Origin of the sequence: Streptomyces sp. NPDC001568, from assembly GCF_042893755.1 — a bacterium.
Classification (GTDB): domain Bacteria; phylum Actinomycetota; class Actinomycetes; order Streptomycetales; family Streptomycetaceae; genus Streptomyces.
The window spans coordinates 218,096-233,113 of the sequence record NZ_JBIAVF010000015.1 but is presented as its reverse complement, the minus strand read 5'-3'; the positions used below and the strand labels follow the sequence as shown (position 1 = coordinate 233,113).

Here is a 15,018-nt window from a genome sequence, read left to right as displayed (position 1 = left end):
CGGCTCGCGGGGCCCACGTGGTGATCGCCACGCGCGGCCCGGGCAACGTCGACGGCCGCCCGTACGTCCTACCTTCCGTGGGCCTCGATCGGACGGGTGGGTTCGACCACGGGTCCGGCCCCGGATCTGCTTAGGATTAGTCACACTATGCGCACAAATGGCAGCAACGGTCCCTCCGCGCGGAGCGCCTGGCCCGTCGCCGGCTTCATCGGTCTCGGCGCCGCCGCCTACACCGCGTGGGTGCTGGAGGTCGTCCTCTCGACCGGCCTCAACCCCATCGAGACGTACGTCAGCGAGCTCGCCGCGCAGGACCAGCCCCTCGGCGGCCTGTTCCGCGCCACCGACTTCACCGCGGGTCTGCTCGTCCTGGTCGGCGGATTCCTCGCCCTGACCCGGCTGGTGCGGTACGCCGAGTCCCGCCGCCCCTGGGCGGTCATCGGCTGGGCGGGCGTCACCCTGTTCGGCGCGGCCACCGCCGCCGACGCCTGGCTGCCGCTCAGTTGCGCGCCCACCGTGGACCCCGAATGCGCCGCCCGCGAGACCGCCGGCCTGGTCCCCGCCACCCATCAGGCCCATGCCGTCAGCAGCAGCCTCGCCATGACCGGCGCCCTCACCGGCATAGTCGCCCTCACCATCGCCGCCCGCCGCTACGGCTGGTTCGCCCCGCTCGCCCGCTACGGTCCCGCCCTCGTCGCCCTGGAACTCCTCGCCACCGCCTGGACCCTGACCGCCATCGCCATGTTCACCGCCGGTCACGGAACCTGGGCCCTCGGCGCCGGCCAGCGGCTCCAGGTGCTGCTCGTGGCGCTCTGGCTGGGGCTGCTCGCCTATTCCGTCCACCGGGAGCGCCGTACGTGAGCGGCGGCGCCGGACACCTCGTACGCGTCGACGGGGTTCCGCTGCACGTGGTCGTCGAGGGTCGGGGACCGGTATGCGTACTGGCCGCCGGGCTGGCCATGGCCTGGTTCGACTGGGACCCGGTCGCCCGGCTCCTCGCCGACCGGGGCCGCACCGTCGTCCGCTTCGACCGGCCCGGACACGGACTGAGCGGGCCCGCCGCGCGGCCCCCGAGCACGGCCGGCGAGGCCCACCGGATCGCCGCCCTCCTCGACGCCCTCGGCCCGGGCATCGGCTCCGTGCCCGTCACCGTCGTCGGGCACTCCATCGCCGGGTTCCACGCCGAGGCCTTCGCCCGCCTGCACCCCGGGCGCACCGCGGCCGTCGTCCTCCTCGACTCCAGCGTCGAGGAACACCCCCGTACGCTCCTGCCCGCCGCGCTGCGCACCGGCGCCGCCCGGGCCGTCGGCCGTGCGGTGACCGCCGCCGGACTCCCGGCCGCGCTCGGCCCGGCCGCCCGCCGCCTGGTCGTACGGGCCTCCCGGACCGGCGACGGCGACCCGGCCCCGCCGGACCTCGTACGCCGCTGCTACCGCACCGGGCGCGTCTGGCGCGGGGCGCTGTTGGAGAACTCCCGCTACCCGGACATGGCCGCCGAGCTCGCCGCCCTGCGCGCCACGCACCCCCTGGAGGCGCCCGCCACCGTGATGGTCGGCCACGGCGGCGGCGCCGGGCGCGGGGCCCGGCGCTGGCTCGCCCGTCAGGAGGCGCTGGCCGAGCTGCTCGACGCCCGCTTCGAGGTGGCCGAGCCGTCCGGGCACCTGGTCATGCTGGACCGCCCGCACCAGGTGGCACGGGCGGTCATGGAGGCGGCGGGGCGGCCCCGTCGGGTCCGGGCGTAGAGGTCGGGCCCGCGGCGCGGGTCCGACCGCACGCCCGGTCGGCTCGTACGCGCCGGCGGGCCGGGCCCGTCAGCCTCGGGCGTAGACCTGCTCGGCCCAGTCGGCTATCTGCTTGTCCGAGAGGTGCCGGGCCAGGTCGGCCTCGCTGATCATGCCGACCAGCTTCTTGTTCCTGATCACGGGCAGCCGCTTGATCTGGTGGCTCTGCATCTCCTCCAGCACCTCGGAGACGTCCGCGCCGGCGTCGATCCAGCGCGGGGTGCCCTTGGCCAGGTCGCCGGCCGTGATCTTCGACGGGTCGTGTCCCATGGCCACGCAGCCCACGACGATGTCGCGGTCGGTCAGGATGCCGCAGAGCCGTTCCTCGCCGTCGCTGATGGGCAGCGCGCCCACGTTGAGGCGGCTCATGAGCTGAGCGGCCCGGTCCAGGGTCTCGGTGGCGGGAATCCACTGGGCCCCGGGGTGCATGATCTCTCCGGCGGTGGTCATCGTGAACCTCCTGAGCGCGCCGTCACGGCGGGCGCGGACGCGTCCGTCCCGGCGTCCCCATCCTCGTTCGCCCGTTCGGAGTACGCGACTCCACACGACTCCCCGCGACTCCGGTCGGCGGCGACCGCGCCTCCCCGCGCCGCCGCCCGCGCCGGAGGCGCAACGGGAGCGCCCGTACGAGGGGGAGGGCACGCCTTCCGACCCGTACGGGCGCTCCTGGCCGAGCCGGCCCCGCGCGTCAGCCGCGCGGCGCCGCCCCGCGCTGCTTCAGCATGTCCGCCATCAGGGTGAGCTCGGACTGCTGGGCCTCCACCATGCCCTGGGCCAGCGCCCGCTCCGCCGGGGTCTGGCACTGGCGCGCACAGCCCTCCGCCATCGCGACGCCGCCCTTGTGGTGGTCGGTCATCAGCTGGAGGTACAGCACCTCGGCGTCCCGACCGCCGGCGGCGCCGAGCCGCGTCAGCTCCTCCTTCGTGGCCATGCCCGGCATGATCGCGCCGGACCCGGCGGACCCGGCGGACCCGGCGGAACCGGCGGACCCGGTCGCCGCCCCGGTGGGCGTGGCGCCGTGACCCGAGTGCGCGCCGTGCCCGGACGTCCCCGCGGAACCCGCGCCCCGCGTCCCCATCCACGACATCGGCGGCTCGTCGGACACCACCTTCGGCAGCCCCCACAGGTCCAGCCAGCCCAGCAGCATGCCGCGCTGGTTGGCCTGGGTGTTGGCGATGTCGTAGGCGAGGCTGCGGACCGCCTCGTCCTGGGTGCGGTCGCGGACGACGAACGACATCTCCACCGCCTGCTGGTGGTGCACCGCCATGTCCCGGGCGAAGCCCGCGTCCGGCGAGTGCAGCCCCGGAGCGCGGGCCGCGCCGCCGCCCGAACCGCCGCTCGCGGTGGCGACCGTGGCCCCGACCGCGAACAGCACGGCCAGGACGACGGCCGCGCCCGCGGCCCAGTACGTACGGTTCACTTGCCGGTCAGCCCGTTCGTGCAGGCGGCGCCCGGCTCGGGGGTCTGCGCGCCCATCACGTACTTGGTGAAGAACTGCTCGACCCGGGGGTCGGCCGCGCTCTCCACCGTCACCTGCTTGCCCCACGCGCTGAGCATGATCGCGCCGGTCTGCTCCTTGACCGGGCTCATCAGCGTGTACGGGAGCTTGCTCACCTTCGCGGAGAGCTTCTCCAGGTCATCCTTGGGAGCCTTGTCGTTGTACGTCACCCAGACCGCGCCGTGCTCCAAGGAGTGGACGGCGTTCACCTCGGGCACCGGCTCCGTGTAGACGTCGCCGTTGCAGTTCATCCAGCGCGGGTGGTGGTCCCCGCCGACGGGCGGGTTCATCTCGTACTTCACCGGCGTCTCGACGTGGTTGCGGCCGAGCTTCTTCGCGTCCCACTCCTGCTCGCCGCTGACCGGGTTCTTGACGGCCGCGGCCTTGGCCTTCGCCGCCGCCTCGTCCTTCTGCTTCTGGTCGATCAGCACCCACGCGCCGAAGCCGACGAGCCCGGCGACGATCGCCGTCGAGGCCGTGATCGCGATGATCTTGTTACGCCGGTCGCGTGCTTTGTCGGCGCGGCGCATCTCGGCTATGCGCGTCTGGCGGGAGTGCTGGTCTGGCGTCCTGCTGGCCATGTGCCCTGGTTCCTTCTGCTGAGGGGGGTGTCGGGGTCGAACCTGTGGTGCGGCGCGGGACCCGTCAGGTCCGCAGCACCTGCAGGGCGTGCAGGTCGGGGGCGCGGGCGAGCGTCCCGGGCGTGCGGACCGGCCCCGTGGCAGCCGTACGGGCGACGTGCCCCGGACCGGCCCCCGCCACGGCCACGGCGGGCGGCGGGGCCGGTGGTACGGCCGGCGTCATCCGGGACAGCGGCGAGCAGCCGGGCAGGTCGTACGGGGACACGCAGACGGCGTGCGCGGGCTGCGCCCCTACGGGGGCGGACTGCGCCCGTACGGCGTCCGGGACGTGCGCGTCGGCGGGCCGCACGCACAGGAAGGCCACCCCGGCCGCCACCGAGAACGCGATCAGCAGGAGGACGGCAGCGCGGCGCACGGGCGTACGCCCGCGTTCCCCGCGCCCGATGTGCTCCCCGGCCCCCATGGGCGCCGATGGTAATGCTCATGACCGGTCCGCGGTCAGTGCGGGGTGTCATCACCTTTCGGGGGTGCGTAATGTGGCGGAAACCACCGCTGGCGATACTGGGCCGGCCCGACTGTGCCCACCCGCTCCTCGGGGCGGTGGTGCACAGGCCGTCTGAACTGCGAGGATGAAGGCATGGACAAGCAGCAGGAATTCGTCCTCCGGACGCTCGAGGAGCGCGACATCCGCTTCGTGCGCCTGTGGTTCACCGACGTACTGGGCTTTCTGAAGTCCGTCGCGGTCGCACCGGCCGAGCTGGAGCAGGCCTTCGACGAGGGCATCGGTTTCGACGGCTCGGCGATCGAGGGCTTCGCCCGGGTCTACGAGTCCGACATGATCGCCAAGCCGGACCCGAGCACGTTCCAGATACTGCCGTGGCGCGCCGAGGCCCCCGGGACCGCCCGGATGTTCTGCGACATCCTCATGCCGGACGGCTCGCCGTCCTTCGCGGACCCCCGCTACGTCCTCAAGCGCATCCTCGCCAAGACCTCCGACCTGGGCTTCACCTTCTACACCCACCCGGAGATCGAGTTCTTCCTGCTGAAGGACAAGCCGCTGGACGGGTCCCGCCCGGTCCCCGCGGACAACTCCGGCTACTTCGACCACACCCCGCAGAACGTCGGCATGGACTTCCGCCGCCAGGCGATCACCATGCTCGAATCGATGGGCATCTCGGTCGAGTTCAGCCACCACGAGGGCGCCCCCGGCCAGCAGGAGATCGACCTCCGCTACGCCGACGCGCTCTCCACGGCCGACAACATCATGACGTTCCGCCTGGTCATGAAGCAGGTCGCCCTCGAACAGGGCGTCCAGGCCACCTTCATGCCGAAGCCGTTCTCGGAATACCCGGGCTCGGGCATGCACACCCACCTCTCCCTCTTCGAGGGTGACCGCAACGCCTTCTACGAGTCGGGCGCCGAGTACCAGCTCTCGAAGGTCGGCCGTTCCTTCATCGCCGGCCTGCTGAAGCACGCCGCGGAGACCGCCGCCGTGACCAACCAGTGGGTCAACTCGTACAAGCGCATCTGGGGCGGTTCCTCCCGCACGGCGGGCTCCGGCGGCGAGGCGCCCTCGTACATCTGCTGGGGCCACAACAACCGCTCGGCCCTGATCCGCGTCCCGATGTACAAGCCGGGCAAGACGGGCTCCTCGCGCGTCGAGGTCCGCTCGATCGACTCCGGCGCGAACCCGTACCTGACGTACGCCGTCCTCCTCGCGGCGGGCCTCAAGGGCATCGAGGAGGGCTACGAACTCCCGGCGGGCGCCGACGACGACGTCTGGGCCCTCTCCGACGCCGAACGCCGCGCGATGGGCATCGAACCCCTCCCGCAGAACCTCGGCGAGGCCATCTCCCTGATGGAACGCAGCGAACTGGTCGCGGAAACCCTCGGCGAGCACGTCTTCGACTTCTTCCTGCGCAACAAGAAGCAGGAGTGGGAGGAGTACCGGAGCGAGGTCACCGCCTTCGAACTCCGCAAGATGATGCCGGTGCTGTAGGCGCGGCCCAGCCCCTCCGGGCCGGCGGTCGACGACCGCCGGCCCGTAGTCGTCCGTCGTACGGGTTCGCGCCCCCGCACCCGAGGAGCCGCCCGTGGTCGTGCACACCGCCGCACCGCTCGTCGGGGCGGTCCCCGTACCCGAACGGGTCTGGTACGCCTCCTACGGTTCCAACATGCACATGGACCGCCTCGCCACGTACCTCGCGGGCGGCACCCCGCCCGGAGCGACGCGCACCTACCCGGGCTGCCGGGACCACCGGGCGCCGGAGCGTTCGATCGCGCTCGAACTGGACGGCTGCCTCTACTTCGCGACGGAGTCCCTGGTGTGGACCGGGGGCCGCGCGTTCTACGACCCGACGGCCCCGGGCCGCACGCGCGCCCGCGCCCACCTGCTGACGACCGGCCAACTGTCCGACATCGCCGCCCAGGAGATGTACGGGCGCCCCGGCACGGACCTGGACCTGACGGCGGTCCTGCGCGACGGCCGCGACGAAGTCGGCACCGGCCGCTACGAGACCCTGATCTGCCCGGGCACGATCGAAGGCATCCCGGTGGTCACGTTCACCGCCCCGTGGACCCTCCAGGACGTCGAAGTCCGCGCCCCGTCGGCCGCGTACCTGCGCCACCTGGCCGGAGGCCTCCTGGAAGCCGGCCCCTGGCAGGACCACGACATCGCCGCCTACCTCGCGTCCCGCCCGGGCGCCGCCGACACCTGGACCCCGGCCCGGATCCACACCCTCCTGACGACCACCCCGGGCGAAACGACCGGCAACGCCCCCCGCCCAGGTCCGCGGCCCTGAAGACCGCCCGGGTCCGTTCGTCCGATGGGCCGGACTCGGTGAAAGCGCTGCGACCGAGCGGCTGAGCCGAACAACGCCCCAGCCCACGAAGCTGCTCCCCGCATCCGCGGGGATGGTCCTCGGGTGCGGGTGCGGGTGCGGGTGCGGGTGCGGGTGCGGGTGGGCGGGGATCGGGCGTTACGGGGTCGGGTCGGGGGTTGCCGGGTGCCAGGTGGGGGTGGGGCCGGCCGTGGTGGTGTGGAGGCGGGCGTCCAGGCCCAGGACCGCCGTCGTGACGCCGCCGCCGGGCTCCTGGACGGCCGCGGGGGCGCCCGCGTAGAGCATGCGGGACTCCGTCCACGCGGGCGGTCCGCCCAGCGGGGCCGCGGCGATGGTGCCCGTGTCGGCGCGGCCCGTGACGAGGCGGCCCGCGACGCCGACCGCTCCGTAGCCGGCCCGGCCACCGGCCTCCGCGAGGGCGGAGACCTGCGGGGCGGCGGGGCCCGCGGTGACCAGGGCGCTGCGGACGACGCCCGAGTCGGGGCGGCGGAACCAGAGGCGGACGCCCGCGCCCTCGGGGGTCGCCGTGAGGGGGACCGTGGTGGCGGGGAGCGCGGTGGGGAAGGGACCGGCGAGCGGGGCGCCGGGGGAGGGCTGCGTCCAGGCGAGTACGGACTTGGCGGTGGTGGCGTAGACGTGGCGCCGCCCGGCCGCGTCCACCACGGCCACCGGGTCGCTCTGCAGGTCCTCGCCGCCCAGGCGCTGCCAGTCGGTGAAGCCGCCCGACGGTTGCTGGGTGCTCGCGCGCAAGGTGCGGCGGGTGTCGCGGAGGTAGACGGTGAGCCGGCCCGCCGGGTCGACGGCGGCGGCCGGGGCGCTGATCGCCGAGGTGCCGGGTTCGTCGCCCGTCTCGGGGGTGCCGAGCGACTGCCACTGCGCGAACGGCCCGTCGGGGGCGGTCTGGACGGCGAGCACGACCTCGCGCCGGTAGTCGGCCGGTCGGGGCCCGAGCGTGGTGCGGGTGGCGAGGACCGCGACGCGGCCGTCGGGCAGGCGGGCCGTGGTGGCGCCCGGGTCGATGCCCGTTCCGGGGAGCAGGGCGGGGCCCGTCCAGGCACCGGCGCGGTCGCGGGTCCAGACGGCCATCCGGCCGTCCAGCGCGGTGAAGGCCCAGAGCCGGCCGGGCGTGCCCTCGGTCAGCCAGGAAGTGGTGTCGGCGCGGGCGTAGCGCAGGGACTGGGCCCAGTTGCGACCGGTGGGGCTGCCCGCCACCTTGCGGTCGCCGCAGCCCGACGGGCTGCCGCAGTGGTCCGAGCGGTCCTGCCACGCGTACGTCCGCAGGTAGCCGGTCTTCGTCTCGGCCGTCTGCGGGTCCAGCGAGTGGGGCAGGGCGCCGTTGTGGTAGCCGAGGTAGTTCTGCACGGAGAAGCGGGGGCGGTCCGTGACCCGCTCCGCGTACGCGGCGGTGGCGGCCTGTACGAAGCGGGCGCCGTACATGTGGTCCTGGTGGTCGGTGTACTTGCCGGTCTGCTCGTACCGCCCGGGCGTCGGGTCCTGCATCCGTATCGTCGTCGGCCGGTACTGCTCCAGAACTCCGGATATCGCCTGTATCGCCTGGTCCTTGGTGTACGTGAACGGCTGCTTGACCGGTGTTCCCGACGCCAGTTGGGCTTCGAGCGCGGGTATGTCCCCGTTCCACAGGCCGCGCAGGCTGTCCGGGTTCTTCCCGGCCGGGCTGCGCGCCTCGCGCAGTTGGAGCCAGACGAGGTGGATCTCCGGCCGGGCGACGAGGACGTCGAGCTCGGCCTCTCCGCCGCCCGCGGTCGGTATGACCGTACGCTTCCACGCGCCGGCGCGGTCGCCGGTGGCCATCTGGGAGTAGGCGGAGCGGATGCCGTTCTGCCGGGCCTCCGCGTAGTGGGCGCGGTCGGCCGGCTGCTCCGGGTCCTTGGCCTCGCCGCCCCGGGCCTCGTTGCGACCGTCGGCCTCGCCGGAGGTGAGGTAGGCGGTGGTGACCCGGGTCCCGGCGGTGAGGGACCGGCTGAGGTCGGGGTTCATGAAGAACAGGTCGTCGTCCGGGTGGGCGACGACCTGCACCACCGTTCCGGCCGTGGTGCTCGCCGGGACGAAGGGCAGCGTGCCGCGCGCGTCGGTCGCCTCGGCGGAGGTCTGTTGGCCCGAGGCGACGGCGAGCACACCGGTGGCGCCCAGGGTGAGCATGGGCAACACGGCCGCGAGGAGGAAGCGGCGGCGGGAAACGGGCATCGGGCACGCCTTGAAGTCGTTCCGGGCGGGAAGAACCGCTGTTCAGTCAATGAGAGGCGAAATCGGGGGAGTTGGTTCACCGATTCCGCCGATGACGCATGCTTTCCGAAAACGACCGGGTGTGATGATGCCCGTTGGGGTCCGGAGCCGCGCATGCGCCCGGATGGTGGACCGGACCGATCGGCGGCCGAACAGCAAGGAACGCCCCCCCCGAAGAGGGGCGTTCGTCGCGATCGGTGCGGAAGCGGAAAGCCGTCGCGATCGGTGCGGAAGCGGAGGTTTCGGGCGATTCCTACGGCGCGGTGTTGCTCGGTCCCACCGGCATCCACGGCGCCAGGTAGGCGTTCGCACCGCCGGAGGCCCCGGCGCCCCGGGAATCATCCACGCCGCCCGTGTCCCCCGCCTCGCCCGAACCCCCGGCGCCGTCCGGCCCGTCCTGCCCGCCCGAACCGTGCGTCGAGTCCGTCGAGTCCGCCGAGTCTCCGTAGTCCGCCGAGGATGTGACGTACAGCCGCGCGTCGAGCCCGACGACCGCCAGGCTGACCATGTTCTTCCCCGTCATCGTGCTGGACGGCGCGCCGACGAACATCAGCGGCGAGCGCCGCCACAGGTGCCCCGGCCCGAGGTCCGAGCCCAGCTGCCCGCCCGCCGACCGGCCGGCGAGGAGGTGTCCGCTCGCCGTCACGGCGCCGAAGCCCTGGAGCCCGCCGAGGTCGGTGACGCCGTTCACCTTCAGTCCGTCCTCCGCCGTCATCAGGGCGGTGCGAACGTTGCCCGAGCCCGGCTTGCGGAACCACAGCCGCACCCCGTCCTCGCGGCCCGCGGCCGTCAGTGGCACCGTCGTCTCCGGCAGGCCGGTGGCGGTGGCCGGGCCCAGCGCCGCGCCCGGCTCCGGCTGCGCCCAGCCCGTCACGGACCGGGTGGTCGCGGCGAACACCATCAGCCGCCCGGCGTCGTCCGTCGCCGTGACGGGGGTGCCGTGCAGGTCGGCGCCGCCGTGCCGCTCCCACGGCCCCCAGTCGCCGTCCGCCCCCTGGGTCCGGCCGCGCAGGGTGTACGCGCCGTCGCGCACGTACACCGCCATCCGACCGGCGCCGTCGACCGACACGGCCGGCGCGCTGATGTCGGACGTCCATTCCTCGTCGGTGGCCTCCGGCGTGCCCAGCGACTCCCACTCCCCGAACTGCTCGGAACCCGGCTCCCGTTGGACGGCGACGACGACCTCGCGCCGATAGTCGGAGGGCGCCTCCCCGAAGGTGGTCCGGGTGCCGAACGCGGCGATCCGGCCGTCCTTCAACGTGGCCGTCGATATGCCCTGGTCCATCCCGGTTCCGGGCAGCAGTCGCGGCCCGCTCCAGCGGCCTATCAGCCCGGTCCGGTGCCAGAGCGCGACCTGGCCGTCGAGCACCTTGAAGGCCCAAAGGCCCTGCTGCGCGTCCGAGGTCAGCCAGGAAGTCCCGGTGCCGCGCGCGTAGTTGATGGAATCGGTCCAACGGTTGCCCGCCGGCCGGTCGGCGACCTTGAGGTCCCCGCAGCCGGCCTCGCTGCCGCAGTGGTTCTGCCCGTCCAACCAGGCGTACGTGTCCAGGATGTCCAACTTCGCACGGGCCTCGGCGGGGTCGAGGGAGCTCGGCAGCGAGCTGTTGAAGTAGCCGACGTAGTTCTGCGTCGCGAAGTGCGGCCGGTCCTTGACCTCCCGCGCGTACGCCGCGCTCGCCATCTGCACGAACCGGGCGCCGTAGAAGTGGTCCTGGTGGTCGGTGTACCGCTTGGTGTCCGGGGTCCGGCCGGGCGTGGGGTCCTGGGTGCGGATGGTGGTCGGCCGGTAGCGGGCGAGGATGCCCGCGAGGGTCCGTACGACCTGGTCCTTCGTGTACGTGAACGGCTGCTTGACGGGGGTCCCGGAGGCCAGCATCGACTCCAGGTGCGGGACCTTGCCGTCCCACAGGCCGTGCAGGCTGTCGGGGACGTCCCGGTAGACGTGGCCGGCCTCGCGCAGTTGCAGCCACACGAGGTTGACCTCGGGCTTCGCGACGAGGACGTCGACCTCGGCGTGCGCGCCGCCGACGGTCGGTACGACGGTCCGCTTCCAGGCGCTGCTGCGGTCGCCGGTGGCCATCTTGGCGTAGGCGGCGCGGATGCCGTTCTGGCGGGCCTCGGCGTAGGCCGGTTTGTCGGGGCGGGTGGAGGCGCCCTTGGTGGAGCCCGCGTTGACGCCGTCGGCCTCGCCGGAGGTGAGGTAGACGGAGGTCACGGGGTGGCCGGCGGCTATGGAGTACCGCAGGTCCGGGTTCATGAAGTACAGGTCGTCGTCGGGGTGCGCGACGACCTGGAGCACCCGGCCCGGATCCGGGAGCCCCGCGGCGGTGGCGGTGGTGGCCCGGGAGTCGGCGGTGGTGGGCGTGTCGAGACCGGCGAGGGCCTCGTTGCCGCGCAGGACGAGCATGCTCCCGGCGACGGTGGCCGCGCAGAAGGCGACCACCTTGACGATCCGGCCGAGCCGACGGTGGTGGGCGAGGGCGTGCCCGTCCACGTGCCCGTTGCCGTGGCCCTCCACGTACGCGCTCGGAGCGTGCTCGCCGGACGCGGCCGGCTCGGCCACGGACCCCTCGCTGCCGCTCCGTCCCCCGGCGCAGTCGCCCCGAGGGTGCCACGCGCAGGTGTCCGGCGCCGTGCGCGGCTTGATCACGGACGGACGGGTGGTCGGGGACGGCTCGTGCCCGGGCCGCTTTCCGTCCGGTGCGGCCGACGGCGTCCCGGCCCGGTCCGAGGCCCGACCCGCGAGCCGCTCCGAGCCCCGACCCGCGGTCCGGACCGCGGTCGGTGCCGCGCCCCGTGACCCGGCGCCCGGGGGCGCCCCGGTGCGGGCGGCGGGTACGGGACCGGCGGGACCCTTGGGGCAGGGGGGATCGAGGAGGGGGCGTCCTTCGGACATGGGGCTCCTCGTGGCCGGTCAGCCGGGGACCGGGCCCCTTGGCGCATAGATCTACAAGTATTCAGAAAATCTGATAATCCGCCTCATGATGTGCGCCACGGCGCGCCGGTGAATCGAACGCCGCTCCGGCTAGGCTCACCACAGACCTGGCCGGGCCACCGGCCGCGACGGACGCGGGAGGCGGCGGGATGACAGTCCCGGGACGCAGGAGCAGCACCTTCATCAGGCTGCTGCGCAGCGGTTTCACCGACCCCTCCGCCGCGGCCCGGCTCCTGGACGCCGACGCGCTGGCCTCCGTACGCACCGACCCGGTGCTCCTCGACGCCCTCGGTGCGACCGCCGACCCGGACCTCGCCCTGCGCGGCCTCGTACGCCTCGCGGAGGCGCAGCCGCCGGACCAGCTGCCGGGGCTCCTCGACACCCTGGTCAGCGCCAAGCCCCTGCGTGACCGGCTCCTCGGCGTGCTCGGCGCCTCCGAAGCGCTCGCCGACCACCTGGCGCGCCACCCCCGGGACTGGCTCGCCCTCGTCACCTACGAGGCCGCCGACCTGCACCCGGGCCTGCCGGAGTTCGAACAGGGGCTCGCCGACGCGCACGACCCCGTCGCCCTGCGCGTCGCCTACCGCCGCTGCCTCCTGTCCATCGCGGCGCGCGACGTCTGCGGCACCACCGACGTCGCCCAGACCGCCGCCGAACTCGCCGACCTCGCCACCGCCACCCTGCGCGCCGCCCTGCGCATCGCGAGCGCCGCCGCCCCCGAGGACGCCGCCCGCTGCCGGCTCGCCGTCATCGCGATGGGCAAGTGCGGCGGCAACGAACTCAACTACGTCTCCGACGTCGACGTGATCTTCGTCGCGGACGCCGCCCCCGGCGCCGACGAGGGCAAGGCCATCCAGTCCGCCACCCGGCTGGCCTCCCACCTCATGCGGATCTGCTCCGAGACCACCGTCGAGGGCACCATCTGGCCGGTCGACGCGAACCTGCGCCCCGAGGGCCGCAACGGCCCCCTGGTGCGGACCCTGGCCTCCCACCTCGCCTACTACCAGCGCTGGGCGAAGACCTGGGAGTTCCAGGCCCTGCTCAAGGCCCGCGCGGTCGCCGGCGACCCCGGCCTCGGCGTCCAGTACATCGCGGCCATAACGCCCCTCGTCTGGCAGGCCGCCGAACGCGAGAACTTCGTCGCCGACGTCCAGAAGATGCGCCGCCGCGTCGTCGACAACATTCCCGCCGCCCAGGTGGACCGGGAGCTGAAACTCGGCCCCGGCGGCCTGCGCGACGTCGAGTTCGCCGTCCAGCTCCTCCAGCTCGTCCACGGCCGCGGCGACGCCACCCTGCACTCCGGCACCACCCTGGACGCCCTCCACGCCCTGGCCGCCGGGGGGTACGTGGGCCGGACCGACGCCGCCCAGCTCGGCGACGCCTACCGGTTCCTGCGCGCCATGGAGCACCGCATCCAGCTCTACCGGCTGCGCCGCACCCATCTGGTCCCCGAGGACGAGAACGACCTGCGCCGCCTCGGCCGCTCCATGGGCCTGCGCACCGAACCGGTCGCCGAGCTCAACAAGGCCTGGCGCCGGCACGCCTCCGCCGTCCGCCGGCTGCACGAGAAGCTCTTCTACCGGCCGCTCCTCGACGCCGTCGCCCAGCTCACCCCCGGCGAGACCCGGCTCTCCCCGCGCGCCGCCGGCCAGCGCCTCGAAGCCCTCGGCTACGCCGACCCGGTCGGCGCGCTGCGCCACCTCGAAGCCCTCGCCTCCGGAGTCAGCCGCAAGGCCGCCATCCAGCGCACCCTGCTGCCCGTCCTCCTCGGCTGGTTCGCGGACTCCGCCGATCCGGACGCCGGCCTCCTGAACTTCCGCAAGGTCTCCGACGCCCTCGGCAAGACCCCCTGGTACCTGCGCCTGCTGCGCGACGAGGGCGCAGCCGCCGAGAACCTCGCCCGCGTCCTGTCCGCCGGCCGCCTCGCCCCCGACCTGCTGATGCGCGCCCCCGAGGCCGTCGCCCTCCTCGGGGACCCCGAGAACCTCCGGCCGCGTACGCACGAGGCCCTGGAGCAGGAGGTACTGGCCGCCGTCGGCCGCGCCGAGAGCGGCGAGGCGGCCGTCGCGGCCTCCCGCGGGGTCCGGCGCCGCGAACTCTTCCGCACCACCGCCGCCGACATCATCGCCTCGTACGGAACGGAGGACAGCCCGGCCGAGACGGACCACGGCGCGCTCGTCGACCGGGTCGGCGAAGCCGTGTCCGACCTCACCGCCGCCACCATCGCCGGAGCCCTGCGCGCAGCCGTCCGCGACCACTGGGGCGAGACCCTCCCCACCCGCTTCGCCGTCATCGGCGTCGGCCGCTTCGGCGGCCACGAACTCGGTTACGGCTCCGACGCCGACGTCCTGTTCGTCCACGAACCCCGCGAGGGCGTCGACGAACAGGAAGCGGCCAAGGCCGCCCAGACCGTCATCTCCGAGATGCGACGGCTCCTCCAGCTGCCCACCGCCGACCCGCCGCTGCTCATCGACGCCGACCTGCGCCCCGAGGGCCGCTCCGGCCCCCTCGTGCGCACCCTGTCCTCGTACGCCGCCTACTACCGCCGCTGGTCGCTCACCTGGGAGAGCCAGGCGCTGCTGCGCGCCGTGCCGGTCGCCGGGGACGACGAACTCGGCAGCCGCTTCATCGACCTGATCGACCCCCTGCGCTACCCGGTGGAGGGCCTCGGCGAGGAGGCCGTCCGGGAGATCCGCCGGCTCAAGGCGCGGATGGAGACCGAGCGGCTGCCCCGCGGCGCCGACCCGACCCTGCACACCAAACTCGGCCGCGGCGGCCTCAGCGACGTCGAGTGGACGGTCCAACTCCTCCAGATGCGGCACGCCTGGGCCGAGCCGGGCCTGCGCACCACCCGGACCCGCCGGGCGCTGTCGGCCGCCCACGCCGCCGGGCTGATCCCGACCGAGGAGGCCCAGATCCTCGACGAGGCCTGGGTGCTCGCCACCCGGGTCCGCAACGCCGTCATGCTGGTCCGCGGCCGGGCCGGGGACACCTTCCCGTCCGAGGCCCGCGAACTGGCCGCCGTCGGCCGGTACCTCGGCTATCCGGAGGGCAGGGTCGGCGAGATGCTGGACGACTACCGCCGTACGACGCGCCGCGCGCGGGCCGTCGTCGACGACCTCTTCTACGGATCCTGAGCCGC

At 73.9% G+C, this 15,018-nt stretch carries 11 protein-coding genes; 5 read left to right on the top strand and 6 right to left on the bottom strand.

Going from position 1 to position 15,018, the window contains the following annotated elements; genetic code table 11:
* Positions 1-147 precede the first annotated feature (147 nt).
* Both ACFY0I_RS27230 and ACFY0I_RS27225 read left to right on the top strand, forming a co-directional pair.
* Positions 148-858, top strand: coding sequence for a DUF998 domain-containing protein (locus tag ACFY0I_RS27230; protein WP_388900763.1), 711 nt, complete (start codon positions 148-150; stop codon positions 856-858).
* Positions 855-1,739: an alpha/beta fold hydrolase gene (locus ACFY0I_RS27225; RefSeq protein WP_388900761.1), complete on the top strand. Its 885-nt coding sequence runs from the start codon at positions 855-857 to the stop codon at positions 1,737-1,739. Before ACFY0I_RS27230 ends, ACFY0I_RS27225 begins: the two co-directional genes overlap by 4 nt.
* Before the next feature lie 69 nt (positions 1,740-1,808).
* Here ACFY0I_RS27225 and ACFY0I_RS27220 read toward each other — a convergent pair whose 3' ends face one another.
* From ACFY0I_RS27220 to ACFY0I_RS27205, 4 genes are all read right to left on the bottom strand, one after another.
* Positions 1,809-2,228, bottom strand: a complete 420-nt coding sequence (locus tag ACFY0I_RS27220) for a CBS domain-containing protein (protein ID WP_388900759.1) — start codon at positions 2,226-2,228, stop codon at positions 1,809-1,811.
* Between the two features lie 238 nt (positions 2,229-2,466).
* Positions 2,467-3,198, bottom strand: a complete 732-nt coding sequence (locus ACFY0I_RS27215; RefSeq protein ID WP_388900757.1) for a DUF305 domain-containing protein — start codon at positions 3,196-3,198, stop codon at positions 2,467-2,469.
* Entirely contained in the window at positions 3,195-3,857 is a 663-nt protein-coding gene (locus tag ACFY0I_RS27210) for a DUF3105 domain-containing protein (RefSeq protein ID WP_388900755.1), read from the bottom strand. The genes ACFY0I_RS27215 and ACFY0I_RS27210 overlap by 4 nt, the downstream gene beginning before the upstream one ends.
* A 64-nt stretch (positions 3,858-3,921) precedes the next feature.
* Entirely contained in the window at positions 3,922-4,320 is a 399-nt protein-coding gene (locus ACFY0I_RS27205; protein WP_388900753.1) for a hypothetical protein, read from the bottom strand.
* A 174-nt stretch (positions 4,321-4,494) separates the two neighbouring features.
* Here ACFY0I_RS27205 and glnA point away from each other — a divergent pair, with 174 nt between their 5' ends.
* Both glnA and ACFY0I_RS27195 read left to right on the top strand, forming a co-directional pair.
* Positions 4,495-5,856: a type I glutamate--ammonia ligase gene (gene glnA / locus ACFY0I_RS27200; RefSeq protein WP_388900751.1), complete on the top strand. Its 1,362-nt coding sequence runs from the start codon at positions 4,495-4,497 to the stop codon at positions 5,854-5,856.
* 94 nt (positions 5,857-5,950) lie between these two features.
* Positions 5,951-6,658: a histone deacetylase gene (locus ACFY0I_RS27195; protein WP_388900749.1), complete on the top strand. Its 708-nt coding sequence runs from the start codon at positions 5,951-5,953 to the stop codon at positions 6,656-6,658.
* Positions 6,659-6,835: 177 nt separating this feature from the next.
* Here ACFY0I_RS27195 and ACFY0I_RS27190 read toward each other — a convergent pair whose 3' ends face one another.
* Both ACFY0I_RS27190 and ACFY0I_RS27185 read right to left on the bottom strand, forming a co-directional pair.
* A complete protein-coding gene (locus ACFY0I_RS27190; protein ID WP_388900747.1) occupies positions 6,836-8,902 on the bottom strand; it encodes a PIG-L family deacetylase in 2,067 nt (688 codons plus the stop codon).
* Between the two features lie 292 nt (positions 8,903-9,194).
* Complete coding sequence (locus ACFY0I_RS27185) at positions 9,195-11,504, bottom strand: PIG-L family deacetylase (protein ID WP_388900745.1); 2,310 nt, start codon at positions 11,502-11,504, stop codon at positions 9,195-9,197.
* A gap of 521 nt (positions 11,505-12,025) precedes the next feature.
* Between ACFY0I_RS27185 and ACFY0I_RS27180 the strand changes: the two genes are divergently transcribed.
* Complete coding sequence (locus ACFY0I_RS27180) at positions 12,026-15,013, top strand: bifunctional [glutamine synthetase] adenylyltransferase/[glutamine synthetase]-adenylyl-L-tyrosine phosphorylase (RefSeq protein WP_388900744.1); 2,988 nt, start codon at positions 12,026-12,028, stop codon at positions 15,011-15,013.
* Positions 15,014-15,018: the final 5 nt, after the last annotated feature.

What these genes read in the sequence shown, in the direction of transcription:
- ACFY0I_RS27230 (WP_388900763.1), top strand. Translation starts at nt 148, where the DNA reads ATGCGCACAAATGGCAGCAACGGTCCCTCCGCGCGGAGCGCCTGGCCC.
- ACFY0I_RS27220 (WP_388900759.1), bottom strand. Translation starts at nt 2,228, where the DNA reads ATGACCACCGCCGGAGAGATCATGCACCCCGGGGCCCAGTGGATTCCC.
- ACFY0I_RS27210 (WP_388900755.1), bottom strand. Translation starts at nt 3,857, where the DNA reads ATGGCCAGCAGGACGCCAGACCAGCACTCCCGCCAGACGCGCATAGCC.
- ACFY0I_RS27205 (WP_388900753.1), bottom strand. Translation starts at nt 4,320, where the DNA reads ATGGGGGCCGGGGAGCACATCGGGCGCGGGGAACGCGGGCGTACGCCC.
- glnA (WP_388900751.1), top strand. Translation starts at nt 4,495, where the DNA reads ATGGACAAGCAGCAGGAATTCGTCCTCCGGACGCTCGAGGAGCGCGAC.
- ACFY0I_RS27190 (WP_388900747.1), bottom strand. Translation starts at nt 8,902, where the DNA reads ATGCCCGTTTCCCGCCGCCGCTTCCTCCTCGCGGCCGTGTTGCCCATG.
- ACFY0I_RS27180 (WP_388900744.1), top strand. Translation starts at nt 12,026, where the DNA reads ATGACAGTCCCGGGACGCAGGAGCAGCACCTTCATCAGGCTGCTGCGC.